This is a genomic window from Sinorhizobium sp. CCBAU 05631 (assembly GCF_002288505.1).
Taxonomy (GTDB): Bacteria; Pseudomonadota; Alphaproteobacteria; order Rhizobiales; family Rhizobiaceae; genus Sinorhizobium; species Sinorhizobium fredii_C.
This window is the reverse complement of sequence record NZ_CP023063.1, coordinates 776,798-798,699: the sequence shown is the minus strand read 5'-3', so window position 1 is coordinate 798,699 and position 21,902 is coordinate 776,798. Positions and strand designations below refer to the sequence as shown.

The 21,902-nt window shown below is 62.6% G+C and carries 21 protein-coding genes; 6 read left to right on the top strand and 15 right to left on the bottom strand.

The window, feature by feature from the left end:
- Positions 1–140 precede the first annotated feature (140 nt).
- Positions 141–2,141, top strand: coding sequence for a PhoX family phosphatase (locus SS05631_RS03820; protein ID WP_037413724.1), 2,001 nt, complete (start codon positions 141–143; stop codon positions 2,139–2,141).
- A 155-nt stretch (positions 2,142–2,296) separates the two neighbouring features.
- Here the strand turns inward: SS05631_RS03820 and recO are convergent, their stop codons facing one another.
- Positions 2,297–3,043, bottom strand: coding sequence for a DNA repair protein RecO (gene recO, locus SS05631_RS03815; RefSeq protein ID WP_172900165.1), 747 nt, complete (start codon positions 3,041–3,043; stop codon positions 2,297–2,299).
- 213 nt (positions 3,044–3,256) lie between these two features.
- Here recO and SS05631_RS03810 point away from each other — a divergent pair, with 213 nt between their 5' ends.
- Entirely contained in the window at positions 3,257–3,994 is a 738-nt protein-coding gene (locus tag SS05631_RS03810) for a L,D-transpeptidase (RefSeq protein ID WP_037413720.1), read from the top strand.
- Positions 3,995–3,998: 4 nt separating this feature from the next.
- Here SS05631_RS03810 and SS05631_RS03805 read toward each other — a convergent pair whose 3' ends face one another.
- Both SS05631_RS03805 and SS05631_RS03800 read right to left on the bottom strand, forming a co-directional pair.
- A complete protein-coding gene (locus SS05631_RS03805; protein ID WP_037413715.1) occupies positions 3,999–4,361 on the bottom strand; it encodes a glyoxalase/bleomycin resistance/dioxygenase family protein in 363 nt (120 codons plus the stop codon).
- A gap of 11 nt (positions 4,362–4,372) precedes the next feature.
- The gene (locus SS05631_RS03800) at positions 4,373–4,855 is read right to left on the bottom strand and encodes an SRPBCC domain-containing protein (protein ID WP_037413711.1); all 483 of its coding nucleotides are present in this window, start codon (positions 4,853–4,855) and stop codon (positions 4,373–4,375) included.
- A 51-nt stretch (positions 4,856–4,906) separates the two neighbouring features.
- On the opposite strand from SS05631_RS03800, the gene SS05631_RS03795 reads away from it, so the two are divergent.
- The 3 genes from SS05631_RS03795 to rkpK all read left to right on the top strand — a co-directional run bounded on the left by SS05631_RS03795 (position 4,907) and on the right by rkpK (position 7,781).
- A complete protein-coding gene (locus SS05631_RS03795) occupies positions 4,907–5,239 on the top strand; it encodes a metalloregulator ArsR/SmtB family transcription factor (protein ID WP_037413707.1) in 333 nt (110 codons plus the stop codon).
- Positions 5,240–5,310: 71 nt separating this feature from the next.
- Positions 5,311–6,336, top strand: coding sequence for an NAD-dependent epimerase (locus SS05631_RS03790; protein WP_037413706.1), 1,026 nt, complete (start codon positions 5,311–5,313; stop codon positions 6,334–6,336).
- A 131-nt stretch (positions 6,337–6,467) separates the two neighbouring features.
- On the top strand, positions 6,468–7,781 hold the full coding sequence (gene rkpK / locus SS05631_RS03785) for a UDP-glucose 6-dehydrogenase (RefSeq protein WP_037413704.1): 1,314 nt from the start codon (positions 6,468–6,470) through the stop codon (positions 7,779–7,781).
- Between the two features lie 165 nt (positions 7,782–7,946).
- Here rkpK and SS05631_RS03780 read toward each other — a convergent pair whose 3' ends face one another.
- The 4 genes from SS05631_RS03780 to SS05631_RS03765 form a co-directional block, all read right to left on the bottom strand.
- Positions 7,947–8,261 (bottom strand): hypothetical protein, encoded by a 315-nt coding sequence (locus tag SS05631_RS03780; protein ID WP_037413703.1) that lies wholly within the window; start codon positions 8,259–8,261, stop codon positions 7,947–7,949.
- Between the two features lie 161 nt (positions 8,262–8,422).
- Positions 8,423–10,723 carry a Tex family protein gene (locus SS05631_RS03775; RefSeq protein WP_037413701.1) on the bottom strand — a complete coding sequence of 767 codons (2,301 nt, stop codon included), beginning with the start codon at positions 10,721–10,723 and terminating at the stop codon, positions 8,423–8,425.
- Between the two features lie 286 nt (positions 10,724–11,009).
- Positions 11,010–12,266, bottom strand: coding sequence for a cyclopropane-fatty-acyl-phospholipid synthase family protein (locus SS05631_RS03770; RefSeq protein WP_037413699.1), 1,257 nt, complete (start codon positions 12,264–12,266; stop codon positions 11,010–11,012).
- A 363-nt stretch (positions 12,267–12,629) separates the two neighbouring features.
- Positions 12,630–13,628, bottom strand: a complete 999-nt coding sequence (locus tag SS05631_RS03765) for a glutathione S-transferase family protein (protein WP_037413697.1) — start codon at positions 13,626–13,628, stop codon at positions 12,630–12,632.
- Between the two features lie 182 nt (positions 13,629–13,810).
- Here SS05631_RS03765 and SS05631_RS03760 point away from each other — a divergent pair, with 182 nt between their 5' ends.
- Positions 13,811–14,809 carry a glycerophosphodiester phosphodiesterase family protein gene (locus tag SS05631_RS03760; RefSeq protein ID WP_037413696.1) on the top strand — a complete coding sequence of 333 codons (999 nt, stop codon included), beginning with the start codon at positions 13,811–13,813 and terminating at the stop codon, positions 14,807–14,809.
- A gap of 16 nt (positions 14,810–14,825) precedes the next feature.
- On the opposite strand, the gene era is transcribed toward SS05631_RS03760, so the two are convergent.
- The 8 genes from era to rpoZ all read right to left on the bottom strand — a co-directional run bounded on the left by era (position 14,826) and on the right by rpoZ (position 21,570).
- Positions 14,826–15,755 carry a GTPase Era gene (gene era / locus SS05631_RS03755; protein WP_037413688.1) on the bottom strand — a complete coding sequence of 310 codons (930 nt, stop codon included), beginning with the start codon at positions 15,753–15,755 and terminating at the stop codon, positions 14,826–14,828.
- Between the two features lie 8 nt (positions 15,756–15,763).
- Complete coding sequence (gene rnc, locus SS05631_RS03750; RefSeq protein WP_086022721.1) at positions 15,764–16,480, bottom strand: ribonuclease III; 717 nt, start codon at positions 16,478–16,480, stop codon at positions 15,764–15,766.
- Complete coding sequence (gene lepB / locus SS05631_RS03745) at positions 16,480–17,223, bottom strand: signal peptidase I (protein WP_037413684.1); 744 nt, start codon at positions 17,221–17,223, stop codon at positions 16,480–16,482. The genes rnc and lepB overlap by 1 nt, the downstream gene beginning before the upstream one ends.
- A 104-nt stretch (positions 17,224–17,327) precedes the next feature.
- Positions 17,328–17,747 carry a holo-ACP synthase gene (gene acpS / locus SS05631_RS03740; protein ID WP_037413683.1) on the bottom strand — a complete coding sequence of 140 codons (420 nt, stop codon included), beginning with the start codon at positions 17,745–17,747 and terminating at the stop codon, positions 17,328–17,330.
- A complete protein-coding gene (locus tag SS05631_RS03735; protein WP_037413680.1) occupies positions 17,744–18,298 on the bottom strand; it encodes a DUF2062 domain-containing protein in 555 nt (184 codons plus the stop codon). Before SS05631_RS03735 ends, acpS begins: the two co-directional genes overlap by 4 nt.
- Before the next feature lie 234 nt (positions 18,299–18,532).
- Entirely contained in the window at positions 18,533–18,685 is a 153-nt protein-coding gene (locus SS05631_RS03730) for a DUF3563 family protein (protein WP_064506643.1), read from the bottom strand.
- A gap of 150 nt (positions 18,686–18,835) precedes the next feature.
- Entirely contained in the window at positions 18,836–21,061 is a 2,226-nt protein-coding gene (locus SS05631_RS03725; protein ID WP_037413676.1) for a bifunctional (p)ppGpp synthetase/guanosine-3',5'-bis(diphosphate) 3'-pyrophosphohydrolase, read from the bottom strand.
- A gap of 104 nt (positions 21,062–21,165) precedes the next feature.
- A complete protein-coding gene (gene rpoZ, locus SS05631_RS03720; protein ID WP_037413674.1) occupies positions 21,166–21,570 on the bottom strand; it encodes a DNA-directed RNA polymerase subunit omega in 405 nt (134 codons plus the stop codon).
- Positions 21,571–21,902 lie beyond the last annotated feature (332 nt).

The following is a 21,902-nucleotide window of genomic DNA, read 5'->3' as shown; positions in this document are numbered from 1 at the left end:
TGTCTCCAGCGGCAGAAGAGCCGCAAACTCTTCATGGTTCTTCACGGTATTGTCGCAGAACTGTCACGAGCTAGCTGGTAGAGCGAGGATGGACGCCGACCACAGGCGGCGCTTCAATCGTTCAAATGGGGAGAATGACCATGGACAAGCATCTCGGCTCGACGGAAGAAACCGAATTCAAGACGCTGACGGAACAGAGGGAGGAGCTGGAAGATATCGGCCAGAACTGTTCCACTAACCCGACCATGGGCGACATCATCAACCGTCGCTTCTCGCGTCGGTCGTTCCTTGGCGGATCCCTTGCGGTTGCCGCCATTTCGACGACGGTCAGCCCGCTTGCGCTGCTTTCGGCCGATGAAGCTCACGCCGAGAGCGCGTCCCGCTTCGACTTCAAGGAGATCGAGGCCGGCGTCGACGAGAAGCATCACGTCGCTGAAGGCTACGACGCCGACATCCTGTTGCGTTGGGGCGACAAGATCTTCGCTGACGGCCCCGAATTCGATCCGCTCAAGCAGACCGCCGAAGCGCAGGGCCGCCAGTTCGGCTACAACAACGACTATGTTGGCTTCATCCCGCTGGACGGGAGCCCAGACCATGGCCTGCTGGTCGTCAACCATGAATACACCAACGCCGAGATCATGTTCCCGAACTTCGCCCGCGTCGAAAAGGTGACGGAGGACGGCAAGGAGGAGGACAAGGTCGTTCTCGGCGAATACACCAAGGAACTGGTCGACATCGAAATGGCCGCCCATGGCGGCACGGTCGTCGAGATCCGCAAGGTTGACGGCAAGTGGCAGCCGGTTCTCGACGGCAAGTACAACCGCCGCATCACGGCAAATACCGAAATGCAGCTCTCCGGTCCGGTGGCCGGCCATGACCGCGTCAAGACCGTAGCCGACCCGACCGGCAGGAAAGTCTTCGGGACCATCAACAATTGCGCCGGCGGCGTCACCGCCTGGGGCACCTACATGATGGCCGAGGAAAACTTCAACGGCTATTTCGGCGGCGAGCTCGCCGAGGATCATCCGGAATTCAAGCAGCTGAAGCGTCTCGGCGCGCCCGGCAGCCAATATGAGTGGTCGAAGTTCTACGAGCGCTTCGACGTATCGAAGGATCCGAACGAGGCCAACCGCTTCGGCTGGGTCGTCGAGGTCGATCCGCTCGACCCGACCTCGGTGCCGAAGAAGCGCACCGCCGTCGGCCGTTTCAAGCATGAGGGCTGCGAATCGATCGTCAACAAGGATGGCCGCGTCGTTCTCTATAGCGGCGACGACGAGCGTTACGACTATGTCTACAAGTTCGTGACGAAGGGCACCTACAATCCGAACGACCGCGCCGCCAACATGGACCTCTTCGACGAAGGCACGCTCTACGTGGCGAAATTCGACGAGGACGGCACGGTCACCTGGATGCCGATCATCCATGGCGAGGGCCCGCTGACGACCGAGAACGGCTTTGCCTCGCAGGCCGACGTCCTGATCAACACCCGGCTTGCCGCCGATGCGCTCGGCGCCACCAAGATGGACCGGCCGGAAGACATCCAGCCCAACGCGAAGACCGGCAAGGTCTATGTCATGCTGACTAACAACACCAAGCGCAAGGAGGAAGAGGCGGACGCTGCCAATCCGCGCGCCAAGAACGCCTTCGGCCACATTGTCGAGATCTCCGAAACGGATGGCGATTTCGCTTCGACGAAATCCAAATGGGACATCCTGCTGAAATGCGGCGACCCGAGCGTTGCGGAAGTCGGTGCTTCCTTCACGACGGCGACGACGAAGAACGGCTGGTTCGGCATGCCGGACAATTGCGCGATCGACTCGGACGGCCGCCTGTGGGTATCGACCGACGGCAATAACGAGAAAGAGACGGGCCGCACCGATGGCGTCTGGGCGATCGAAACCGAAGGCGAAGGACGCGGCACATCGAAGCTGTTCTTCCGGGTTCCGGTCGGCGCGGAAATGTGCGGCCCAAGCTTCAACCCGACGAGCGACACCTTCTTCCTCGCCGTTCAGCACCCCGGCGATGCCGGCCTTGCCACTTACGAGAAGCCGGCAACGCGCTGGCCCGACTTCCGCGACGACATGCCGGTGCGCCCGGCAGTGGTCGCCGTGACCAAGCAGGGCGGCGGCAAGATCGCCTGATGCATGCCGCCCGAAAGTGCTCAGCGGTTTCGGGACAACGACATGCATAGAGAAAGACCTGAAGCGCGTTGCACGGCTCCGTCCAAAGCGACGCGCTCTATGGCCGAATTGCCGGTTCGGGTGCCGCATTGAACGTGCGGCACCTGTTTCGCATCTCATGCTGCCGGGGGCGGGACCGGCTTCAGCGCCTTCAGTGTCGCATGGACGAAACCGTCTCGCGCCGAGGAAACGTCGACGCCGCGCGGTTCATAGACGTGGCGATTGAGGAAATAGGCCGTCAGGCGAAAGGCCGCGGCGAGGCTGTCGTAATCGGCCGCGCTGTCCCCTCCCGAGAGGAAATCCGGAAGCGCAAGCATGCGCTCCGCATAGGGTGCGCCGGCCGCACGGCTAACGGCGCGACCCGTTTTCGGCGACACGTAGACAAGTTCGGCCCGGCCGCCGGTCGCAGCACATTCGGAAAGATCGAGGCCGAAGCCGAGATCGTTCAGGACCGCCAGTTCAAAGCGCACGAACAATTCGCCGGCGTCGGCCGGGTCCTCGAGGTGGTCGACGATCACGGCGAGCGCCTCGTAAAGATGGGGATGCGGATCGCGCTCCGGCAGCAGCCGCAGCAGGGCGCCAAGCGCCTGGATGCCGTAGACCGAGGTCGCCGCCTCCATCAGTCTGGCGGCGCGCAGTTCGAGCGGCTCGATGCGGAACTCGCCGAGATGTTCGTCGAGCCTGGCTCGCCAGGTGACTTCCACCGAATTGCCCGGCTGCAGCACCGGCTGCATCGTTCGCGAGCGGCCGGAGCGCACGAGCCCAAGATGCCGCCCATGCGCGGACGTCATGGCCTCGGCGATGACCGAGCTTTCGCCGTGCCGCCGGATGCCGAGAATGATGGCCTGATCGCTCCATTGCATGGAAAAGGCATACACCCGCTGCGGAAAGCGGATCAAGCGAAGATGGCGCGTAAATCGGGCCGCGCCCCTGGGCCACCCAGACCAGCGACCGTCGCCCTTTCCGGGACCTGTTCGCCGCACTACAATTCTATCATTGTCCAGCCGAATCGCGGCCAGCCTTCCTGTACGAAGCGGCTGCCGTCCCCACGGACAACCACCAGGAGTGTTTGGAGTATGTGTGTTTCCCGCCTCGTCCAGCCTCTCACGCTCCTCCTTGTTCTGGCCGCGCTGGCGGGCTGTGCGACGAGTACCGCGCAGCCGCCCCGGCCGCGGGGACCGGATCCCTATTTCACGGCGATGTACGGACCGCAGCCGGACGAGGCGTTCCCCTTGCCTGCCACCGACATAAGCAAGGTCGATCCGCGCTTCCTGCGGCAGCAGGTGCCCTACGTCACCCACGAGCCGCCGGGCACGATCGTCATCGACACGCCGGACCGATACCTCTATCTCGTGCAGGGCGGCGGCATGGCGCTGCGCTACGGGATCGGCGTCGGCAAGGCGGGGCTGGAATTTGCCGGCGAGGCGCGCATCGGCCGCAAGGCCCAATGGCCCCGCTGGATACCGACCTCGGACATGGTCGCCCGCGAGCCGGAACGCTATGGCCCGCTTGCCGACGGCATGGATCCGGGCCCGACCAATCCGCTTGGGCCACGGGCGCTCTATCTCTATCAGGATGGCAAGGACACGCTGTTCCGGATTCACGGCACGACCGAGGCCTGGTCGATCGGCAACGCCGTTTCGAGCGGCTGTATCCGGATGTTCAACCCGGACATCATCGATCTCTATAACCGCGTGCAGGAAGGCACCCGAGTGGTGGTGATCCAGGCGCAGTCGCCGATGGAACCGGCCATGCCGCCGGTCGATGCTCCTCCCATGCAGACGCCCGCCGAAGAGGCACCGCTGGCATTCTGAGACGCTACCAGGCGTCCGGCTCGCGCACGAGATGGACAATATTGGCCGGGTTCATCACCCAGCCGCCGCGAAAGGCCTCGCCCAGATCCTCGACCGCATCGCAGCGCACCGCGCCGTTCGCGACGAGATGGCTCAAGGCCGCTACGTGATCGTCGGTGAACAGTTCCAGCCAGACTTCAGCCTGGCTCAAATGCGGCATCTCGTCGATCCAAAGCCGATTCGGCCCGAGTATGAAGCCCTTGGCCGGCAGTTTCTCGTCGAATGGCGGCAGACCGACGACGTCCCGGTAGAAGGCCAGCACGGCCTCGTATTCATGACTCGGCACCTTCATAGCGATGTTGATGCCGCCCTTCATCTCCACTGACATCACGCGATCCCCTACACCTGCGGCTCGAGCGCCGGCTTGCCGGAGAGCTCGCTGACATAATAGCCCTCTCGGAGGTTGATGCCGTACTCGACCCAGGCCTTCATGCAGGCGAGCATCTGCGACCATCCCTCGCAGTTAAGATACGAGCTCTTCTGCCCCTGCTGGTTTTCGCGCCAGCCGCTTTCGGCAATGGTCACCATGGTGGCTCCGTCCTCGAGCGGCTGGAATCGCATTTCGACTCGCGTCTGGTATGGGGACTCTTCCTTCGCAACCATTGCGCCCCAGCGGAAGACGATCCGTTCATGGGGCGCGACCACCTCCACCTCGACCGGGACTTCACCCCACCAGGTCACCGTGACGCCGGCGACCAGCGGACCGCTGACGCCGCCGAGCGTCACGAAATAGCGGCTGAGCTTGTCGGGATTGACGACCGCGTCGAAGACCTCCTCGACGGGACGGGCAATGCGCCCGTTCACACGAAATTCGAAAGCCATGACGACCTCCTCTCGATTGTCTTCGGGCATAATATGTTATAAAAATATAACATGTCAATTGATTCGAAGGACGACGCGGTTTTCAAGGCCCTGGCCAATGGCCGGCGCCGTCAGATTCTCGATGCGCTGAAGGAGGCGCCCCGCACGACAGGCATGCTGTGCGAGCGATTTTCCGATCTCGACCGCTGCACCGTGATGCAGCACCTGAAAGTGCTGGAGGAGGCAAATCTCGTTCTGACCAGGCGCGAAGGGCGGGAACGATGGAACCATTTGAATGCCCTGCCAATCCGAGCCATTCACGACCGCTGGATCAGCCAGTATTCCGGCCATGCGATGTCCGTGCTCACGGCCCTGCAGCAGCAACTCGACGGTGAGCCGGAGTGACGGTTTCGTCTTTCCATTGCCCGGCTTTCTTCGTATGAACGATCGAGTTCAAGAAGACCGGGGGCATTTCCGTGCGTTACCTCATTACCGGCACCGCGGGCTTCATCGGCTTTCATGTCGCCAAGCGGCTGATCGACGATGGGCATTTCGTTGTCGGCTTCGACGGCATGACGCCCTATTACGACGTGACGCTCAAGGAGCGCCGTCACGCCATCCTGGAGCGCTCCAACGGCTTCAAGGCCGTAACCGCGATGCTCGAGGACCGCTCCGCGCTCGACCGCGCCGCAGAGCTTGCGGAACCGGAGGTCATCATCCATTTGGCCGCGCAGGCGGGCGTCCGCTACAGCCTTGAAAATCCGAAGGCCTATGTGGACGCCAACCTTCTCGGGTCCTGGAACGTGCTCGAGCTTGCCAGGGCGATCGGCCCGAAGCATTTGATGCTGGCATCGACCTCGTCGATCTATGGCGCCAATGAGAAGATACCCTTTGCCGAGGCCGATCGGACCGACGAGCCGATGACGCTCTATGCGGCGACGAAGAAATCGATGGAGGTGATGGCTCACAGCTACGCCCATCTCTATAAGGTGCCGACCACCGCCTTCCGGTTCTTCACCGTCTATGGTCCCTGGGGCAGGCCCGATATGGCGCTCTTCAAATTCGTCGATGCCATCCTTAACGGCCGGCCGATCGATATCTATGGAGAGGGCCGGATGAGCCGTGACTTCACCTATATCGACGACCTGGTCGAAGGCATCCTGCGGCTTTCCCACGTGGCGCCCTGCGAAGCCAATCGGGTCGGCCCGGAACTGGCGCAGGACACGCTTTCCCGACAGGCGCCGTTTCGCGTCGTCAATGTCGGCGGCGGCCAGCCGGTGGAGCTGATGACCTTCGTCGAGACTGTCGAGAAGGCCGTCGGCAGGCCGGCTATGCGCAACATGCTGCCGATGCAGATGGGCGACGTGCCGCGGACCTACGCCTCACCGGATCTGCTCGAGGCGCTGACCGGCTTCAAGCCGACCATCGACGTCGAGGAAGGCGTCGCTCGTTTCGTCGAGTGGTATGAGCAATATTATCGCCCTGCAGCGGCCCACGCCTGAGGACAACCGAGCGATTCGTCGCCTTGGAAAACGCCCCTGTCATTTGCAGGTCGAAAAACGGTCCTATTTGCCTATCAATGGATGCGTAGCTCCCAAGGCTCGATAAGGACTCAACAACAAAGGAAGAGCGGATGAAGATTACGATGATTGGCGCCGGCTATGTCGGCCTCGTTTCCGGCGTTTGTTTCGCGGATTTCGGCCACGACGTCGTCTGCCTCGACAAGGACGAGAGCAAGATCGCGGCGCTTAAGAAGGGCGAGATCCCGATCTTCGAGCCGGGGCTCGACCATCTGGTCGCCAGCAACGTCGCTGCAGGGCGCCTGCACTTCACCACCGACCTCGCGCCCGCCGTTTCCGGCAGCGACGTCATCTTCATCGCCGTCGGCACGCCGTCGCGCCGCGGCGACGGCCACGCGGACCTCTCCTATGTCCATGCCGCCGCACGCGAGATCGCTGCCAATCTCAATGGCTTTACCGTCGTCGTCACCAAGTCGACCGTCCCCGTCGGCACCGGCGACGAAGTCGAACGCATTATCCGCGAAACCAATCCGGAGGCGGACTTTGCCGTCGTGTCCAATCCGGAGTTCCTGCGTGAGGGCGCGGCGATCGATGATTTCAAGCGGCCCGACCGAATCGTCATCGGCCTTGCGGATGACGACCAGCGCGCCCGCGACGTGATGACCGAAGTCTATCGCCCGCTGTATCTGAACCAGGCACCGCTGGTCTTCACCTCGCGCCGCACCTCGGAACTGATCAAATATGCCGGCAACGCCTTCCTGGCGATGAAGATCACCTTCATCAACGAGATGGCCGACCTTTGCGAAAAGGTGGGCGCCAATGTCCAGGACGTCGCCCGCGGCATCGGGCTCGACGGACGGATCGGCGCCAAGTTCCTGCACGCCGGCCCCGGCTACGGCGGCTCGTGCTTCCCCAAGGACACCCTGGCGCTCGTCAAGACCGCACAGGACCACGACAGTCCGGTACGGCTGGTCGAAACCACCGTCGCGATCAACGACAACCGCAAGCGGGCCATGGGACGCAAGGTGATCACTGCGGTCGGCGGCGACGTGCGCGGCCGCAAGATCGCCGTGCTCGGCCTCACCTTCAAGCCGAACACCGACGACATGCGCGACAGCCCGGCGATCGCCATCGTCCAGACGCTGCAGGATGCGGGCGCCCAGGTCACGGGTTACGATCCGGAGGGTATGGACAACGCGCGCAAGGTCATCGAGGGTCTGGACTATGCGAGCGACCCCTATGATGCGGCGGCGGAAGCGGATGCCCTAGTGATCGTCACCGAGTGGAACGAGTTCCGGGCGCTTGACTTCAAGCGGCTGAAACGGACGATGAGCACGCCGCTGCTCGTCGATCTGCGCAACATCTACCGCAAGGACGAGATCGCCCGGCACGGCTTCACCTATGCCAGCGTCGGCCGGCCGGACTGATCGGCGAAGAGACTGAAACGGGGGCGGGAGAAAGATATGCATCTGCTGCTCCCGCTCTTGCGGTCCGGTTCTGAAAAGGTGGTTCGGGATTGGGATTTCGCGCGTTGGCGCGCGCGCCATCACGGATGGCGGAAACAAGGTCGGCCGCTGAAAGTTATCTGGCTCCTAGGCCTTCGGGCCAACGGGAATAATCGTCTCCCAGCTCTTGCCGGCCAAGATCACGCAGCTTCGGCCTGACACGTCGGTTATGACCAGGGTCCACGTGCCGTTGTCGGCGGCGTAGAGTTCCATTACTGCCTGCTGATTGACCATTCCGAATGCGGCCTGCTTCTCGGAATATTGCTTGGCGAGGAACTCAATCACCTGCGCGCGTTCGGCGCAATTCACGACGCCCTGCGCGCCTGCTGTCTGGGGATATACGGTTAACGCCGCCGCCAAGAGGACGGCTTGCGGAAAGACGCGGGTTGCATTGCATGCCACGATGCACCTCCTTCGCCGGAATTCCCGGCGGAAGAGGGTTTTTCCGCTGACCTGTTCCGCCGAAGTCCGGCATTCCTATGGTCGGCATCAGCCACGAAGAACATCGCGTCACCGCCGATGAGCACGTAACGATCCTTGATGCCGCGCCGTTCCACGCAGGGCTATTTTTTCTTCATCGCCTCCATCAGCGCCGCGCCGAAGGCGCCCTGAGCAGGTACCTGCGATTTCTGCGGCCGCGCAGCCGAATTGCGGTTGATGGCGCTCGATGACGGCCCCTTCGCCTCCCGTCCGGTTTCGGCGCCGCCGTCCTTGCGCATGCTGAGCCCGATGCGTTTGCGCGCCACATCGATTTCAGTGACGCGAACCCGCACCACGTCGCCGGCCTTCACCACCTCATGCGGGTCCTTGACGAAGCGATCGGCAAGCTGCGAGACGTGGACGAGCCCGTCCTGGTGCACGCCGATGTCGACGAAGGCGCCGAAGGCCGCGACATTGGTCACCGTCCCTTCGAGCTGCATGCCGACCTTCAAATCCGTGATGTCGTCGACCCCCTCGGCGAAGGTCGCCGTCTTGAAGCTCGGGCGCGGATCGCGGCCCGGCTTCTCCAGTTCGGACAGAATGTCCTTCACCGTCGGCAGACCGAATCGTTCGTCGACGAAGCTGCGCGGATCGAGTTTCTTCAGCGCCGCACTGTCACCCATCAGCGAGCGCACGTCCCGGCCGCAGGCAGCGACGATCTTCTTGGCCACGCCATAGGCCTCCGGGTGCACGGCCGAGGCGTCGAGCGGCTCGGAACCGTTGGTAATCCGCAGGAAGCCGGCGCATTGCTCGAAGGTGCGGGCACCGAGACGCGGCACCTTGAGGAGTTGCTGCCGATTTGCGAAGGCGCCCAACGCATCGCGATGCGCCACGATCGCTTCGGCCGACGACTTGCCCAGGCCGGAAACGCGCGCCAGCAAGGGTGCCGATGCGGTGTTGAGATCGACACCGACGGCGTTCACCGCATCCTCGACGACGGCGTCCAAAGAACGGCTGAGGTGCGACTGGTCGACGTCGTGCTGATACTGGCCAACGCCGATCGATTTCGGTTCGATCTTGACCAGTTCGGCGAGCGGGTCCTGCAGCCGGCGGGCGATCGACACGGCCCCGCGCAGCGAAACGTCAAGGTTGGGAAATTCCGCCGCCGCCGTCTCCGAAGCGGAATAGACGGAGGCGCCCGCCTCGGAAACGATCACCTTGGTGGGCTTCGGCGCCGGCATCTGGGCGAGCATATCGGCGACGAGCTTCTCCGTTTCGCGGCTGCCGGTGCCGTTGCCGATGGCAATCAGTTCGACCTTGTGCTTGCGGACGAGCGCCGCGAGTTCGTCCTGCGTGCCGCGAATGTCGTTCTTCGGAGGGAACGGGTAGACTGTCGTCGTATCGAGCAGCTTGCCGGTGCCATCGACGACCGCGACCTTGACGCCGGTCCGGATGCCGGGATCGAGACCCATGGTCGGCCGCGAGCCGGCCGGTGCCGCAAGCAACAGGTCCTTGAGGTTGCGCGCGAAGACGCGGATCGCTTCCTCCTCGGCGCGTTCGCGCAGTTCGCGCATGAGGTCCAGCGACAGAGAAAGAGACAGCTTGACGCGCCAGGTCCAGCCGATCACCTCCAGCAGCCATTTGTCCCCGGGCAGGTGCCCGCCGACCTCATAGGCGGCAGCGATCATGCGCTCGACCGGCTTTTGCGGAGATGCGGCCTCCTGGTCGACGACGATGTCGACCGAAAGGACTTCTTCGTTCCAGCCGCGCAGCATCGCCAGCGCGCGGTGGCCGGGTGCCGTTGCCCAGCGTTCCGAGTGATCGAAATAATCGGAGAACTTCGCCCCCGCCTCCTGCTTGCCCTGGACGACCTTCGCCCGCAGGAACGCCGCCTCGCGCATGTGATTGCGCAAGCGGCCCAGCAGGTCGGCGTTCTCGGTCATGCCTTCGACGATAATGTCGCGGGCCCCGTCGAGCGCCGCCTTCACGTCCGGCACTTCGGCGGAAAGGAAGACCCCCGCCCGGTCGGCCGGCGCGATCGAGCGATCGGCAAGGATCGCCTCGGCGAGCGGCCCGAGGCCGCGCTCCCGGGCAATCTCCGCCTTGGTCCGCCGTTTCGGCTTGTAGGGCAGGTAGATGTCTTCGAGTTCCGCTTTGGTTACGGCGGCGGCGATCTTGCCTTCCAGCTCGTCGGTGAGCTTGCCCTGGCCACGGATCGACTCGAGAATGGACGACCGGCGCGCTTCGAGCTCCCGCAGATAGGTGAGCCGTTCCGCGAGCGTGCGCAATTGGGTGTCGTCGAGACCGCCGGTGACCTCCTTGCGGTAGCGGGCGATGAAGGGCACCGTCGCCCCGGCATCGAGGAGTTCGACGGCGGCGCCAACCTGGGCGGCAGTCGCCTTGATCTCGCTTGCGATGATGGCGGCGATGGGTTTTGCGGTCATGTCTGCGTTCCGTCTGCTGTTTCCAAGCCGGACCATACTGACGCAGACCATGAAGGCCAAGTGAGGGCGGTTGAGCGCTCGTTCGCACTCCACAGAAGATGGCAGCGCCGAACATCCAGCAGGCGAAGCGGAATGCCCCCTCCTCGTGTTTAACCCGAGGACTACCCCTCTCCCCGCCCGCGGGGACAGGGAAGTCTACGACGGCGCCGCGCGTCCCTTCTCCCCGCCTGCGGGGAGAAGGTGGCCGGCAGGCCGGATGAGGGGCAGAAAAACACCGCGCGCCCCGCTACACCGCGACGAGCTCCAGCCGCGAGCGGGTTTTCTCGAACTCCAGCAATTCGCGCTCCGTCGCTTCGATGTAATCGCGCGAGACCGGCACGGCCCCCAGCGACGGCGAGAGCTGAAGCTGGAAGATGAAGTGCTTGTCGTAGAGGAAGGCGGTTTCGGAGGCGGCGAGATAGAACTCCCACATCCGGAAGAAGTGCTCGTCATAGAGCTTCACCGCTTCCTCGCGCCGCGCAACGAAGCGCTCGCGCCAGGCGCGGAGCGTCCAGGCATAGTGCAGCGGCAGGATCTCGATGTCCTTGACAAGCAGGCGCGTGCTCTCGACCGGCGGCAGGACCTCGGAAAGCGCCGGGATGTAGCCGCCGGGGAAGATATACTTTTCGATCCAGGGATTGGTCGCCCAGGGCTTGTAGACCTGGCCGATCGAATGAAGCAGCATGACGCCGTCGGATTTCAGCAATTCCTTCATCTTGCGGAAGAAATTGCCGTAGTTGCCGATGCCCACATGTTCGAACATGCCGACGGAGACGATCCGGTCGAATTGCCGCCCCTGCAGGGTACGGTAGTCCTGCAATTCGAACCGCACGCGATCGGACAGCCCGCGTCTGGCGGCGCGTTCGCGCGAGACCTTCAGTTGCTCCTCGCTGAGCGTGATGCCGGTGACTTCGACGCCCGTCGCTTCGGCGAGGTACATAGCCAAGCCGCCCCAGCCGGAACCGACCTCCAGCACCCGCTGGCCCGGTTCGAGCAGCAGCTTCGCGGCTATATGGCGCTTCTTCGCGCGCTGCGCCTCGTCGAGCGAAATGCCCGGCGGATGGAAATAGGCGCAGGAATATTGCCAGTCCTCGTCGAGGAAGAGGTTGAATAGCTTGCCGTCGAGATCGTAGTGATGGGCGACATTGTAGCGGTTGCGGTTGACCGGCAGCCGGCTTTTTAGCTGCTGACGAAATACGTGCCCGAGGGCGACGATGGAATTGAGGAAGGTCGCCGCTTTTTCCACACCGTTGCTCTTGATGATCGACAGGACGTCGAAGATATCGCCCTCTTCGATGACAACACGGCCGTCCATGTACATTTCGCCGAATTTTAGGCCGGGGTCGTACAATATGGCCTTTTCCGCCTCAGCGTCCGTTATATGCATGGCCGCGGGCTTCCCCGTGCCATCCCCAAGAACAACTTTCTTTCCCGATGAAAAAATGACCGTCAGAGTTCCCTTCTGGACAAGACGGCGAAGCAACTTCAACAATGCTGCATTCATTTCCAACCTCAGCGCCAGACCTATACGGGCATATCCGTTCTTCCGCATGGAGCGGGCGGTTCGGTTGGCCTCCGGAAGGTGTGCGCGCCGGGACGGCGCCGATTGAGTCCGGAAGCAGCGAGAACCGGCTCGGGCAAGCCTCACGGCCTCCGGCGGGCTGGCGCCGTGCAAAAGCACGGGGCTGCAACCGGGATGTCGTCAGGCCAGCCTCTTGAGGCTCCTATCCATCAGAACTTACATTAACTTAGCGGCGTTCGGCGGTTAATCAATGGGGTTGTGCTGTGGCCCCTCAAGGCTTTGCTTCCTTAGTACATCGGGAGAAAATATAACGCCTGCCGGAGCGCATCGCCGGCGAGCAACCCGCTACGTGCCGAAAACCCCGAGGCCGGCAAGACGGGATCGATCATGCGGGCGATCGAAGTCGATCGCCGGGCCCGCCGGCACGATCCCGGCGGGATTGATGTGCTGGATACCGTAATATCCGCGCTTTATATCGTCGATCCGGACCGTTTCACGGATTCCCGGCCACTGATAGAGCTCGCGCAGGTAGTTGGAGAGGCAGGGATAATCCTCGATCCGGCGGATATCGCATTTGAAGGCGCCGTGATAGGCGACGTCGAAACGGACGAGGGTTACGAAGAGGCGAATGTCCGCCTCTGTCAGATATTCACCGGCGAGATATCGGTTCACGTCGAGATGTCGCTCGAGTTCATCGAGCATGCCGAATAGGCTTACGACGGCCTCGTCATAGGCGGCCTGAGTCTTGGCAAATCCGGCCCGGTAGACGCCGTTGTTGACACACGCGTAGATCGGCTCGTTCCAGCGATCGATGGCGGTGCGGAGCGCCGCGGGGTAGAGATCGAGGCGGTTGCCGGTCAAGCGGTCGAAGGCCGAGTTCAGAATGCGAAGGATATCGGCCGACTCGTTGTTGACGATCCGGCCTTCCTGCATGTCCCAGAGCACGGGGACGGAGACCTTCCCGGAATAGCCCGGGTCGCTCGCCGTATAAAGCTGGTGATGATAGCGGACGCGCCCCACGCGGGTGCCCGCATCCACAGGTTCGTCATAGATCCACCCGTCCTCGCCGAGCACGGGATTTGCGGCCGTAAGCCCGACGATCTCCTGAAGTCCCTTGAGGTTGCGCATCGCGATCGTCCGGGATGCCCATGGGCAGAGATAGGAGACAAACAGCCGGTAGCGCCCCGCTTCCGCGGCGAATGACGGCTGGCCGTCCGGCCCGGATCGTCCGTCAGTGGTGATCCAATAGCGGAAGCGGGTCGGCTCGCGATGGAACGCGCCGTCCTTCATCTCGCTTGCGGCGACATCATTCTTGACCCATTTTCCCTGGACGAGCTGCGGCACCTAAGTTCTCCTGCGGCATTGCATTGGGCGGTTCGGGAGCCTACCTCCCATAGGGCCTGCTGCCGGTCAATCACGCGCGGAGGTGACGGTTTGTTCGCAATCCGCATAACGGGGAGCGTGGCAGCGCAAGTGCAGGAGCGCCGCTGTGCCGAGCAGAGCGCGGTACGAGAGGAGGATTCACGATGAGGAAACTCGCCGTCATCGCCGTCGTCGCGGTCATCATCGTCGCCATCATCTGGCTCCTCAACACATCCTATCTGGTGGCACCGCCGGCCGGAGCCGCGAAGGTTCTCGCCCACCGCGGCATTCATCAGGTCTTCAGTCTGGAGGAGGTGGGCAACGACACCTGCACGGCTGAGCGTATCGAACCGCCGCGCCATGCCTATCTCGAGAACACGATCGCCTCCATGCGCGCAGCACTCGACAGCGGCGCCGAGGTGATCGAACTGGATGTCCACCTGACTCCCGACCGCCAGTTCGCCGTCTTCCACGATTGGACGCTCGACTGCCGCACAAATGGAGCGGGCGTTACGGAAGAGACGCCGATGTCCAAGCTGAAGACGCTCGATATCGGTTACGGCTACACGGCGGACGGCGGGAAGACCTTTCCCTTCCGCGGCCAGGGAGAAGGCCAGATGCCGACGCTGGGGGAAGTTTTCACCGCCCTGCCCCACGGCCGGTTCCTGATCAACTTCAAGAGCGAGCGGCGCGAGGAAGGTGCGACCCTTGCCGTCATGCTGCGGTTTCACCCGGAGTGGCGCAAATTGATCTTCGGGGTTTACGGCGGCAGAACGCCGACGCAGGAGACCCTGCGGCTGGTCGGCGGGCTGAGGGGCTACGACCGGCAATCCACCATGGCCTGCCTTGGCCGCTATGCCGCCTATGGCTGGACCGGGATCGTGCCGGAGGCCTGCCGCGATACGCTGATCGTCGTACCCGCCAACTACGCGCCTTTTCTGTGGGGCTGGCCTTACCGGTTTGCTGCCCGAATGCAGGCCGCCGGAAGCGAGATCATCCTGCTCGGGCCCCATCACGGCGGCGACTTCACATCCGGAATCGACAGCGCCGAACAGCTCGCCCTCGTTCCGGAGAATTTTTCCGGCTACGTCTGGACCAATCGGGCCGAGACGATCGGACCGCTTCTGAACAAGAGGCTCGCCGCCTCGAATGACCAAAAATAGCCGCTACGTTGAGCGCTTATCGCGGAAAATCGAGTCCCATCTCGCGGAAACGCTCCGGATCGTCGCCCCAGTTCTCGCGCACCTTGACGAACAGAAAGAGGTGCACGGGCTGTTCCAGGATCTCGGAAATTTCCTTGCGGGCCGCGGTCGAGATCGCCTTGATCGCCTCCCCGCCCTTGCCGAGCGCGATCTTCTTCTGACTGTCGCGCTCGACATAGATCACCTGTTCGATGCGCACCGAGCCGTCCTTGCGCTCTTCCCATTTCTCCGTCTCGACGTGGGACGCGTAAGGGAGTTCCTGATGGAGGCGGAGGAACAGCTTCTCGCGGGTGATCTCGGCCGCGAGCTGGCGCATCGGCAGATCGGAGATCTGGTCCTCCGGATAGTACCATGGCCCCTCCGGCAATGCGACCGCAAGGTAGTCCATAAGGTCGCGGCAGCCGGAGCCGGTCAGCGCGGAAATCATGAAGGTACGCTCGAAGGGAACGACTTCGTTAGCGGCGGCCGCAAGCTTCAAGAGGTCCTCCGGGCGAACCCGGTCGATCTTGTTAAGGACCAGGATCTTCGCTTGGGGAACATCCTTCAGGCCCTCGAGGATCGTTTCGGCGTCGCCCTTCAGCCCGCGCTCGCTGTCGATCAGCAGCATGATCAGGTCGGCATCCTTGGCGCCGCCCCAGGCCGTCGTCACCATGGCCCGATCCAGCCGGCGGCGCGGCTTGAAGATGCCGGGTGTGTCCATGAAGACGATCTGGGTCCTGTCATGGATGGCAATGCCGCGGATGATCGCTCGCGTCGTCTGCACCTTGTGGCTGACGATCGATACCTTCGCGCCGACCAGATGGTTCACCAAGGTCGACTTTCCTGCATTCGTCGCGCCGATCAGCGCCACGAAGCCCGAGCGGGTCGCCGTGCTGCCGGCGCCCGTGTCCTGTTGCTTGTCCGTCATAGCTTCCGTCAATTTCCGGCAGACCGTTTCTGCCAAACACCTTCGCGTTCCAACAATCGCATGGCAGCGATCTGCTCGGCCCCGCGCTTCGAGCGATCGGTCCCCGTTTCCGGCCCGATCCCGTCGACCTCTACGGTCACGGTGAAGCGCGGATCGTGGTCGGGACCGGAGCGATCATCCGTCCTGTATCTCGGCGCCACCCCGAACTTGGCGTGCGCCCATTCCTGCAATTCCGTCTTGGCGTCCCGGCGGGCACCGTCAGCGCTTGCTGCGCGATCGGTCCAGTGCCGCAGCACGAAGCGACGCGCCGCCTCCAACCCGCCATCGAGATAGATCGCGGCGATCAGCGACTCTACCACATCGGCCCGCACATTCATCATGTGCTTGCCGGTGATCTTCTTCACGTCGGAGCCGGTGCGAATGAATTCGTGCAGCGACAGCTCGTCGGCAACCCGGGCGCAGCTCTCGGCGCTGACGAGTTGGTTCAAGCGAACCGACAGCTCGCCCTCATTGGCGTCGAGGAACGTCTGGAACAGGAGTTCGGCGACGCAAAGTCCGAGGACGCGGTCGCCGAGGAATTCAAGCCGCTGATAGTTGCTCGCGCGCGCACTGCGGGCGCTGGAATGCGTCAGCGCGCGGTCGAGGCGTTCCTTCTCGGCGAACTGATAACCGATCGCGGTCTCGAGCCTTGCCCGATCCTCCGCGCTCAGCGACCGTCCCTTCATCATTCGACGACCTTGAACAGCCGGTCGTAACGCAGATTCGCCGGCCAATTCCAGATTTTCAGGAAGGACGTGTCGTTGCCGAGAGAGAAGAAGATCATGCTGGCACGACCGACCAGGTTTTCCGCCGGCACGAAACCGACGTCGAAGCGGCTGTCGGAGGAATTGTCCCTGTTGTCGCCCATCATGAAGTAATGGCCTTCCGGCACCAGGAATTCGCGGGTGTTGTCTCCGCTGGAATCCGGGAACTGGTCGAGCGTGTCATAGGTCACACCCGTGTCCATCGTCTCGCGGTAGACGGGCACGTCGCCGCCGGTGTCATAGTTGTCGTCTGCCCGGAAGGTTCCGTCCGGGACCCGATCGACCGGCTTGCCGTTGACATGGAGGACACCGTTCCTGACCTGAATGCGGTCCCCCGGCAGGCCCACGACACGCTTGATATAGTCGATGTCCGGATTGGGCGGAAAGCGGAACACGACGATATCGCCGCGCTTCGGCTCGCTTGCAAAGATCCGGCCGCTGAAAAGATCCGGCGAAAAGGGCAGCGAGTATTTCGAATAGCCGTAGGCGAACTTGTTGACGAAGATATAGTCGCCGACGAGCAAAGTCGGCATCATCGAGCCGGACGGAATCGTGAAGGGCTGGAAGAAAACGGTGCGAATGACCAAAGCCAAGAGCAGCGCCTGAACAATGACCTTCACATTCTCCCAGAGGGCGCTCTGGTGCGTTTCTGTCTTTTCTTCCACGCTCAGTTCTTCCTTGTCGTCCTGCCGCGCAACCGCACATTCATGTGTTCACCGGGCCAGGTCGCTTCAAGCGACTGCCGGAGCGGCGCTATCCCGGCAGTGCTCTAAACCGTTCCCTCGGCGGGGGCAACCGGCAGCGCCTCGATAATCACGAAAGCTTGTGCAAGCGGGAAGTCGTCGGTGATCGTCAGATGAATGGCGGCGCGGTGCCCAATGGGCAGCATCTCCTGAAGGCGGGCCGCCGCACCGCCGGTCAGTTGCATCGTCGGCTTGCCGCCCGGCATATTGACCACACCCATGTCCTTCCAGAAAACCCCTTGCGCGAGGCCGGTGCCCAACGCCTTCGAACAGGCCTCCTTGGCGGCGAAGCGCTTGGCATAGGAGGCCGCGCGGTTCTTGCGCGCATCCGATTTGGCGATCTCGATGTCGGTGAAGCAACGGTTGACGAAGCGCTCGCCAAATCGTTCGAGCGAGCTTTCGATGCGGCGAATATCGATGAGATCGCTGCCGATGCCGATGATCATGACGGGTATCCCGCTTTCTGCAGCCGCTCCCGCCGCCGGACCTGGAATATCCGGGCGGTCTGGAAGGCAAGCGGGTAAAAGATCAAGGCCCCGGCGAGCGCGAGGGCCAGCGAGCCGACGAGCACGGGCTTGAGCACGGGCCCCCAGAGTTCGGCAAGCTGCATTTGCTCGATCAATCGGGCGATCTCCGCCGAGCCGACGCCCGGACCGGCCTGCGGTCCCGTGAGCGCAACGCCGATCTCGTAGGAAACGGTCAGGATCACCGGAATGGTGATCGGATTGGCGAGTGCAGTGGTGATGACCGCTGCGACGAGATTGCCGGAGAAGATCCAGGCGAGAATGACTGCCAGAACTATATGCAGGCCGAACAAAGGCGTGCATGCGGCGGCTGCGCCAGCGGCTACGCCGACGGCAATCGAATGGGGAGAAGAATTCAGGCGGAGTATGCGCAGGGCGATATAACGCGGACCGCGCGAGAGCCCCTTGCGCGGCCAGAAAAAAGCGCTAAGGCGTTCCGAAATCGTGACCGGTTCTCTGCGCCTAAATAGCATTCTGTCGTCGCATCTTGTAACCGCCGATCGGCGCCCCTGTGATGGGCGCAAGATAGGCGTCAGACCCGCAAGGCGCAAGGTTGACGGGCGATGGGTGGAGTTGCCCCTTAGAGCCATTCAGCATATGCATAGCTCGAAAACAGGCTTCCCGCATCGACAGACGGTGGTCCAAGCCGCTCCGCCACCCGGATCGATGGGATCCGGAAAACGCGTCAGCATGGGGTCAACTGCGGATCAGAAATCCTTGCGGAACAGACCGCGGTCGATCTGACGCTGACGGTATTCGAGGTCGATGCGGTCGATCGAGCCGTTCAGATAGGCGATTTCGCGCTCTTCGATGGTGGGGATGTGCAGGGCACGGGTGATTTTCTTCAACTGCTTGAACATGGCAAACCTCTTCGTTTACCTCCCGATCGAATAAGTAGTTTAGCGATCGGTGTTCTACCAGCGCCATGATCAACCGGCAGCCATGCACCCAGCGCATGACCTGCCGTTTTATGCCTCGCATTGCTCGCCAAGGAGGCAAGAAGCGGAGGCCTAATCGAAAAGCCGCTTGACCAGAGAAATGCTCGGCAACTCCTTGAGCTGCGTCATCAGGTGATTGAGTTGACGCAGGTCCCAGACCTCCAGATCGAACTGCAACTCGCTGAAATCGGCGGCAACCCGCCCCATGGAAAGCGAGCGGATATTGACGTCGCTGGTGGCGATCGCCTGGGCGATCTCTGCCAGCGTGCCAGGTTCGTTGAGGGCGCTTACGGCGATCCGCGCCATGAAACGGTTATTGTTGGCCTCGTCGAGGTCCCAGCGAACGTCGATCCAGCGCTCCGGCTCCTCGTCGAATTTCTGCAGAATCGGTGACTGGATGGGGTAGATGGTGATGCCCCTGTCCCGGTCCATGATGCCAACGATGCGATCGCCGGGGACGGCCCCGGCGGGACTGAAATGCACCTCGGCATTGCCGGAAAGGCCGCGGATCGGCAGCGCTTCCGGGCCCTCCACCTGCCCCGCCGCGGCTGCCTCCTTCGACCGCTCCGGCAGCTTGAAAACCATGCCGGCGGCGCTGCGCATGTTGAACCAGCCGTCATCGGCACTCGGCTTGACGGTCACCCGTTCGTCCTGGTGATCGGGGAAGACGGCGCGCAGCACGTCGAGCGAGGAGAGCTCGCCTCGGCCGACGGCGGCGATCGCATCCTCGACTTCCTTCTGGCCGAGCCGGTGCAGCACCGGCTTCAGCCCTTCGCGCGAGAAGGTCTTGCCGGCCCGTTCGAATGTGCGCTCCAGGATGCGGTAGCCGAGACCCGCATATTGCTTGCGGATGGCGGCACGAGTGGCGCGCCGGATCGCCGCGCGTGCCTTGCCGGTGACGACGATCTCCTCCCAGGCGGGTGGCGGCACCTGGATGCCGGAACGGATGATCTCCACCTCGTCGCCATTGTTGAGGCGGGTGACGAGCGGCATGATGCGGCCGTTGATCTTGGCACCCACGCAGGTGTCGCCGATATTGGTGTGCACGGCATAGGCGAAATCGATCGGAGTCGCGCCGCGCGGCAGCGCGATCAACTGCCCCTTGGGCGTGAAGCAGAAGACCTGGTCCTGGAAGAGCTCGAGCTTTGTGTGCTCGAGAAATTCCTCGGGATTGTCACCCTCGGCAAGCGATTCGATCGTGCGCCGCAGCCAGGCATAGGCGTTCGACGTCGGAGACCGTGTCGGATCGCCCGTGAGGGCGTCGCGATCCTTGTAGAGCGCATGGGCGGCAATGCCGTACTCGGCGATCTCATGCATGCGCCTAGTGCGGATCTGCAGCTCGATGCGCTGGCGCGAAGGCCCGATGATCGTCGTGTGGATCGACTGGTAATCGTTCTGCTTCGGCGTCGAAACATAGTCTTTGAAGCGGCCGGGAACGACGCGCCAGCGGGTATGCACAATGCCGAGCGCCCGATAGCAGGAGGGGATATCGTCGACCATGATGCGGAAGCCCCAGACATCCGACAGCTGCTCGAAGGAAAGCGATTTCGACTGCATCTTGCGGAAGACGGAATAGGGCTTCTTCTGACGCCCCTTCACCTGAGCATTCCGCAAGCCCTCGGCCTGGAGGAGTTCGCTCAGTTCCTCCTCGATCTTCTTGATCAAGCCTTCGTTGCGCTGGGAGAGCTCCTCCAGCCTCCTCGTGACGGTTTCATAGGCCTCCGGATTGATATGGCGGAAGGCGAGGTTCTCGAGCTCCTCACGCATGTCCTGCATGCCCATGCGCCCGGCCAGCGGCGCATAGATGTCCATCGTCTCCTCGGAGATCCGGGCGCGTTTTTCCGCCGACATGTGGTCGAGCGTGCGCATATTGTGCAGCCGGTCGGCGAGCTTCACCAAAAGCACACGGACATCGTCCGATATCGCCAACAGCAGCTTGCGCAGGTTCTCCGCCTGCTTGGCCTTCTTGGTAACGAGGTCGAGCTTCTTGATCTTCGTCAGGCCTTCGACAAGCGCGCCGATATCCTCGCCGAAGAGTTCGTCGATCTCCTGCCGCGTCGCCGTCGTGTCCTCGATCGTGTCATGCAGCAGCGCAACGGCGATCGTCGATTCGTCGAGATGCATCTCGGTGAGGATCGCCGCCACTTCCAAGGGGTGCGAAATGTAAGGATCGCCGCTTGCCCGCTTCTGCTGCCCGTGTTTTTGCATGGCATAGACATAGGCCTTGTTCAGCAAGGCCTCGTTCACGTCGGGCTTGTATTTCTGCACGCGCTCAACGAGCTCGTATTGGCGCATCATTCGCAGGCGGCTCCATGGCAGTCAGACAAACAAAAAGTGCGCCAATCATATGAGTGGCGCACTGCTTCGAAAACACGTTTGGAACGGCTGTTCGCGAACGGATCTCAGTAGTCGTCGCTCTTTTCCGGCGGTACCAGGCCTTCGATGCCGGCCAGTAGCTCCTCTTCCGACATGCGGTCGAAGGTCAAAGCCTCCGGCTGGTCCTCGTCTTCCGCAGCCTCCGCAAAAGCGGCGGGTTCCGACTGGGCGATCGCGGCCGCGTCGGGCTCGGGCTCGTCCACTTCCACATGCTTTTGCAGGGAATGGATCAGATCTTCCTTGAGATCGCCCGGTGAAAGGGTCTCGTCGGCGATCTCGCGCAGGGCGACGACCGGATTCTTGTCGTTGTCGCGGTCGACCGTGATCGGGGCGCCCTGAGAGATCAGGCGTGCGCGGTGGCTGGCGAGCAGGACGAGTTCGAAACGGTTTTCGACCTTGTCGATGCAGTCTTCGACGGTGACGCGGGCCATGGCCTTGTCCTTTGCGAGAGCGCGGCGGCTGCCGCGGCGGGATTAACGACACGAAACCGGAACGCCGCAACAGGACGGCACTTGCAGCTCCGATTTCTGGAATTAGTCGCCCGGATACAATCAAAACAGCACAAGTTCAAGTTTTTCCTGCACCCGCCGCTCACATCATTCCCGGCCGCATGATAGAATACGACATATCCGCGATGCGGCCGAGGTCCACATATATGGATTGTATTTTGGGGGGCGCCAGCCGAAATCTCCACCAGCAATCGTAAATTGAAGTGTGGATGAACTGGAGCAACTGCTAAAACTTGCTATATGCACCGTACGCC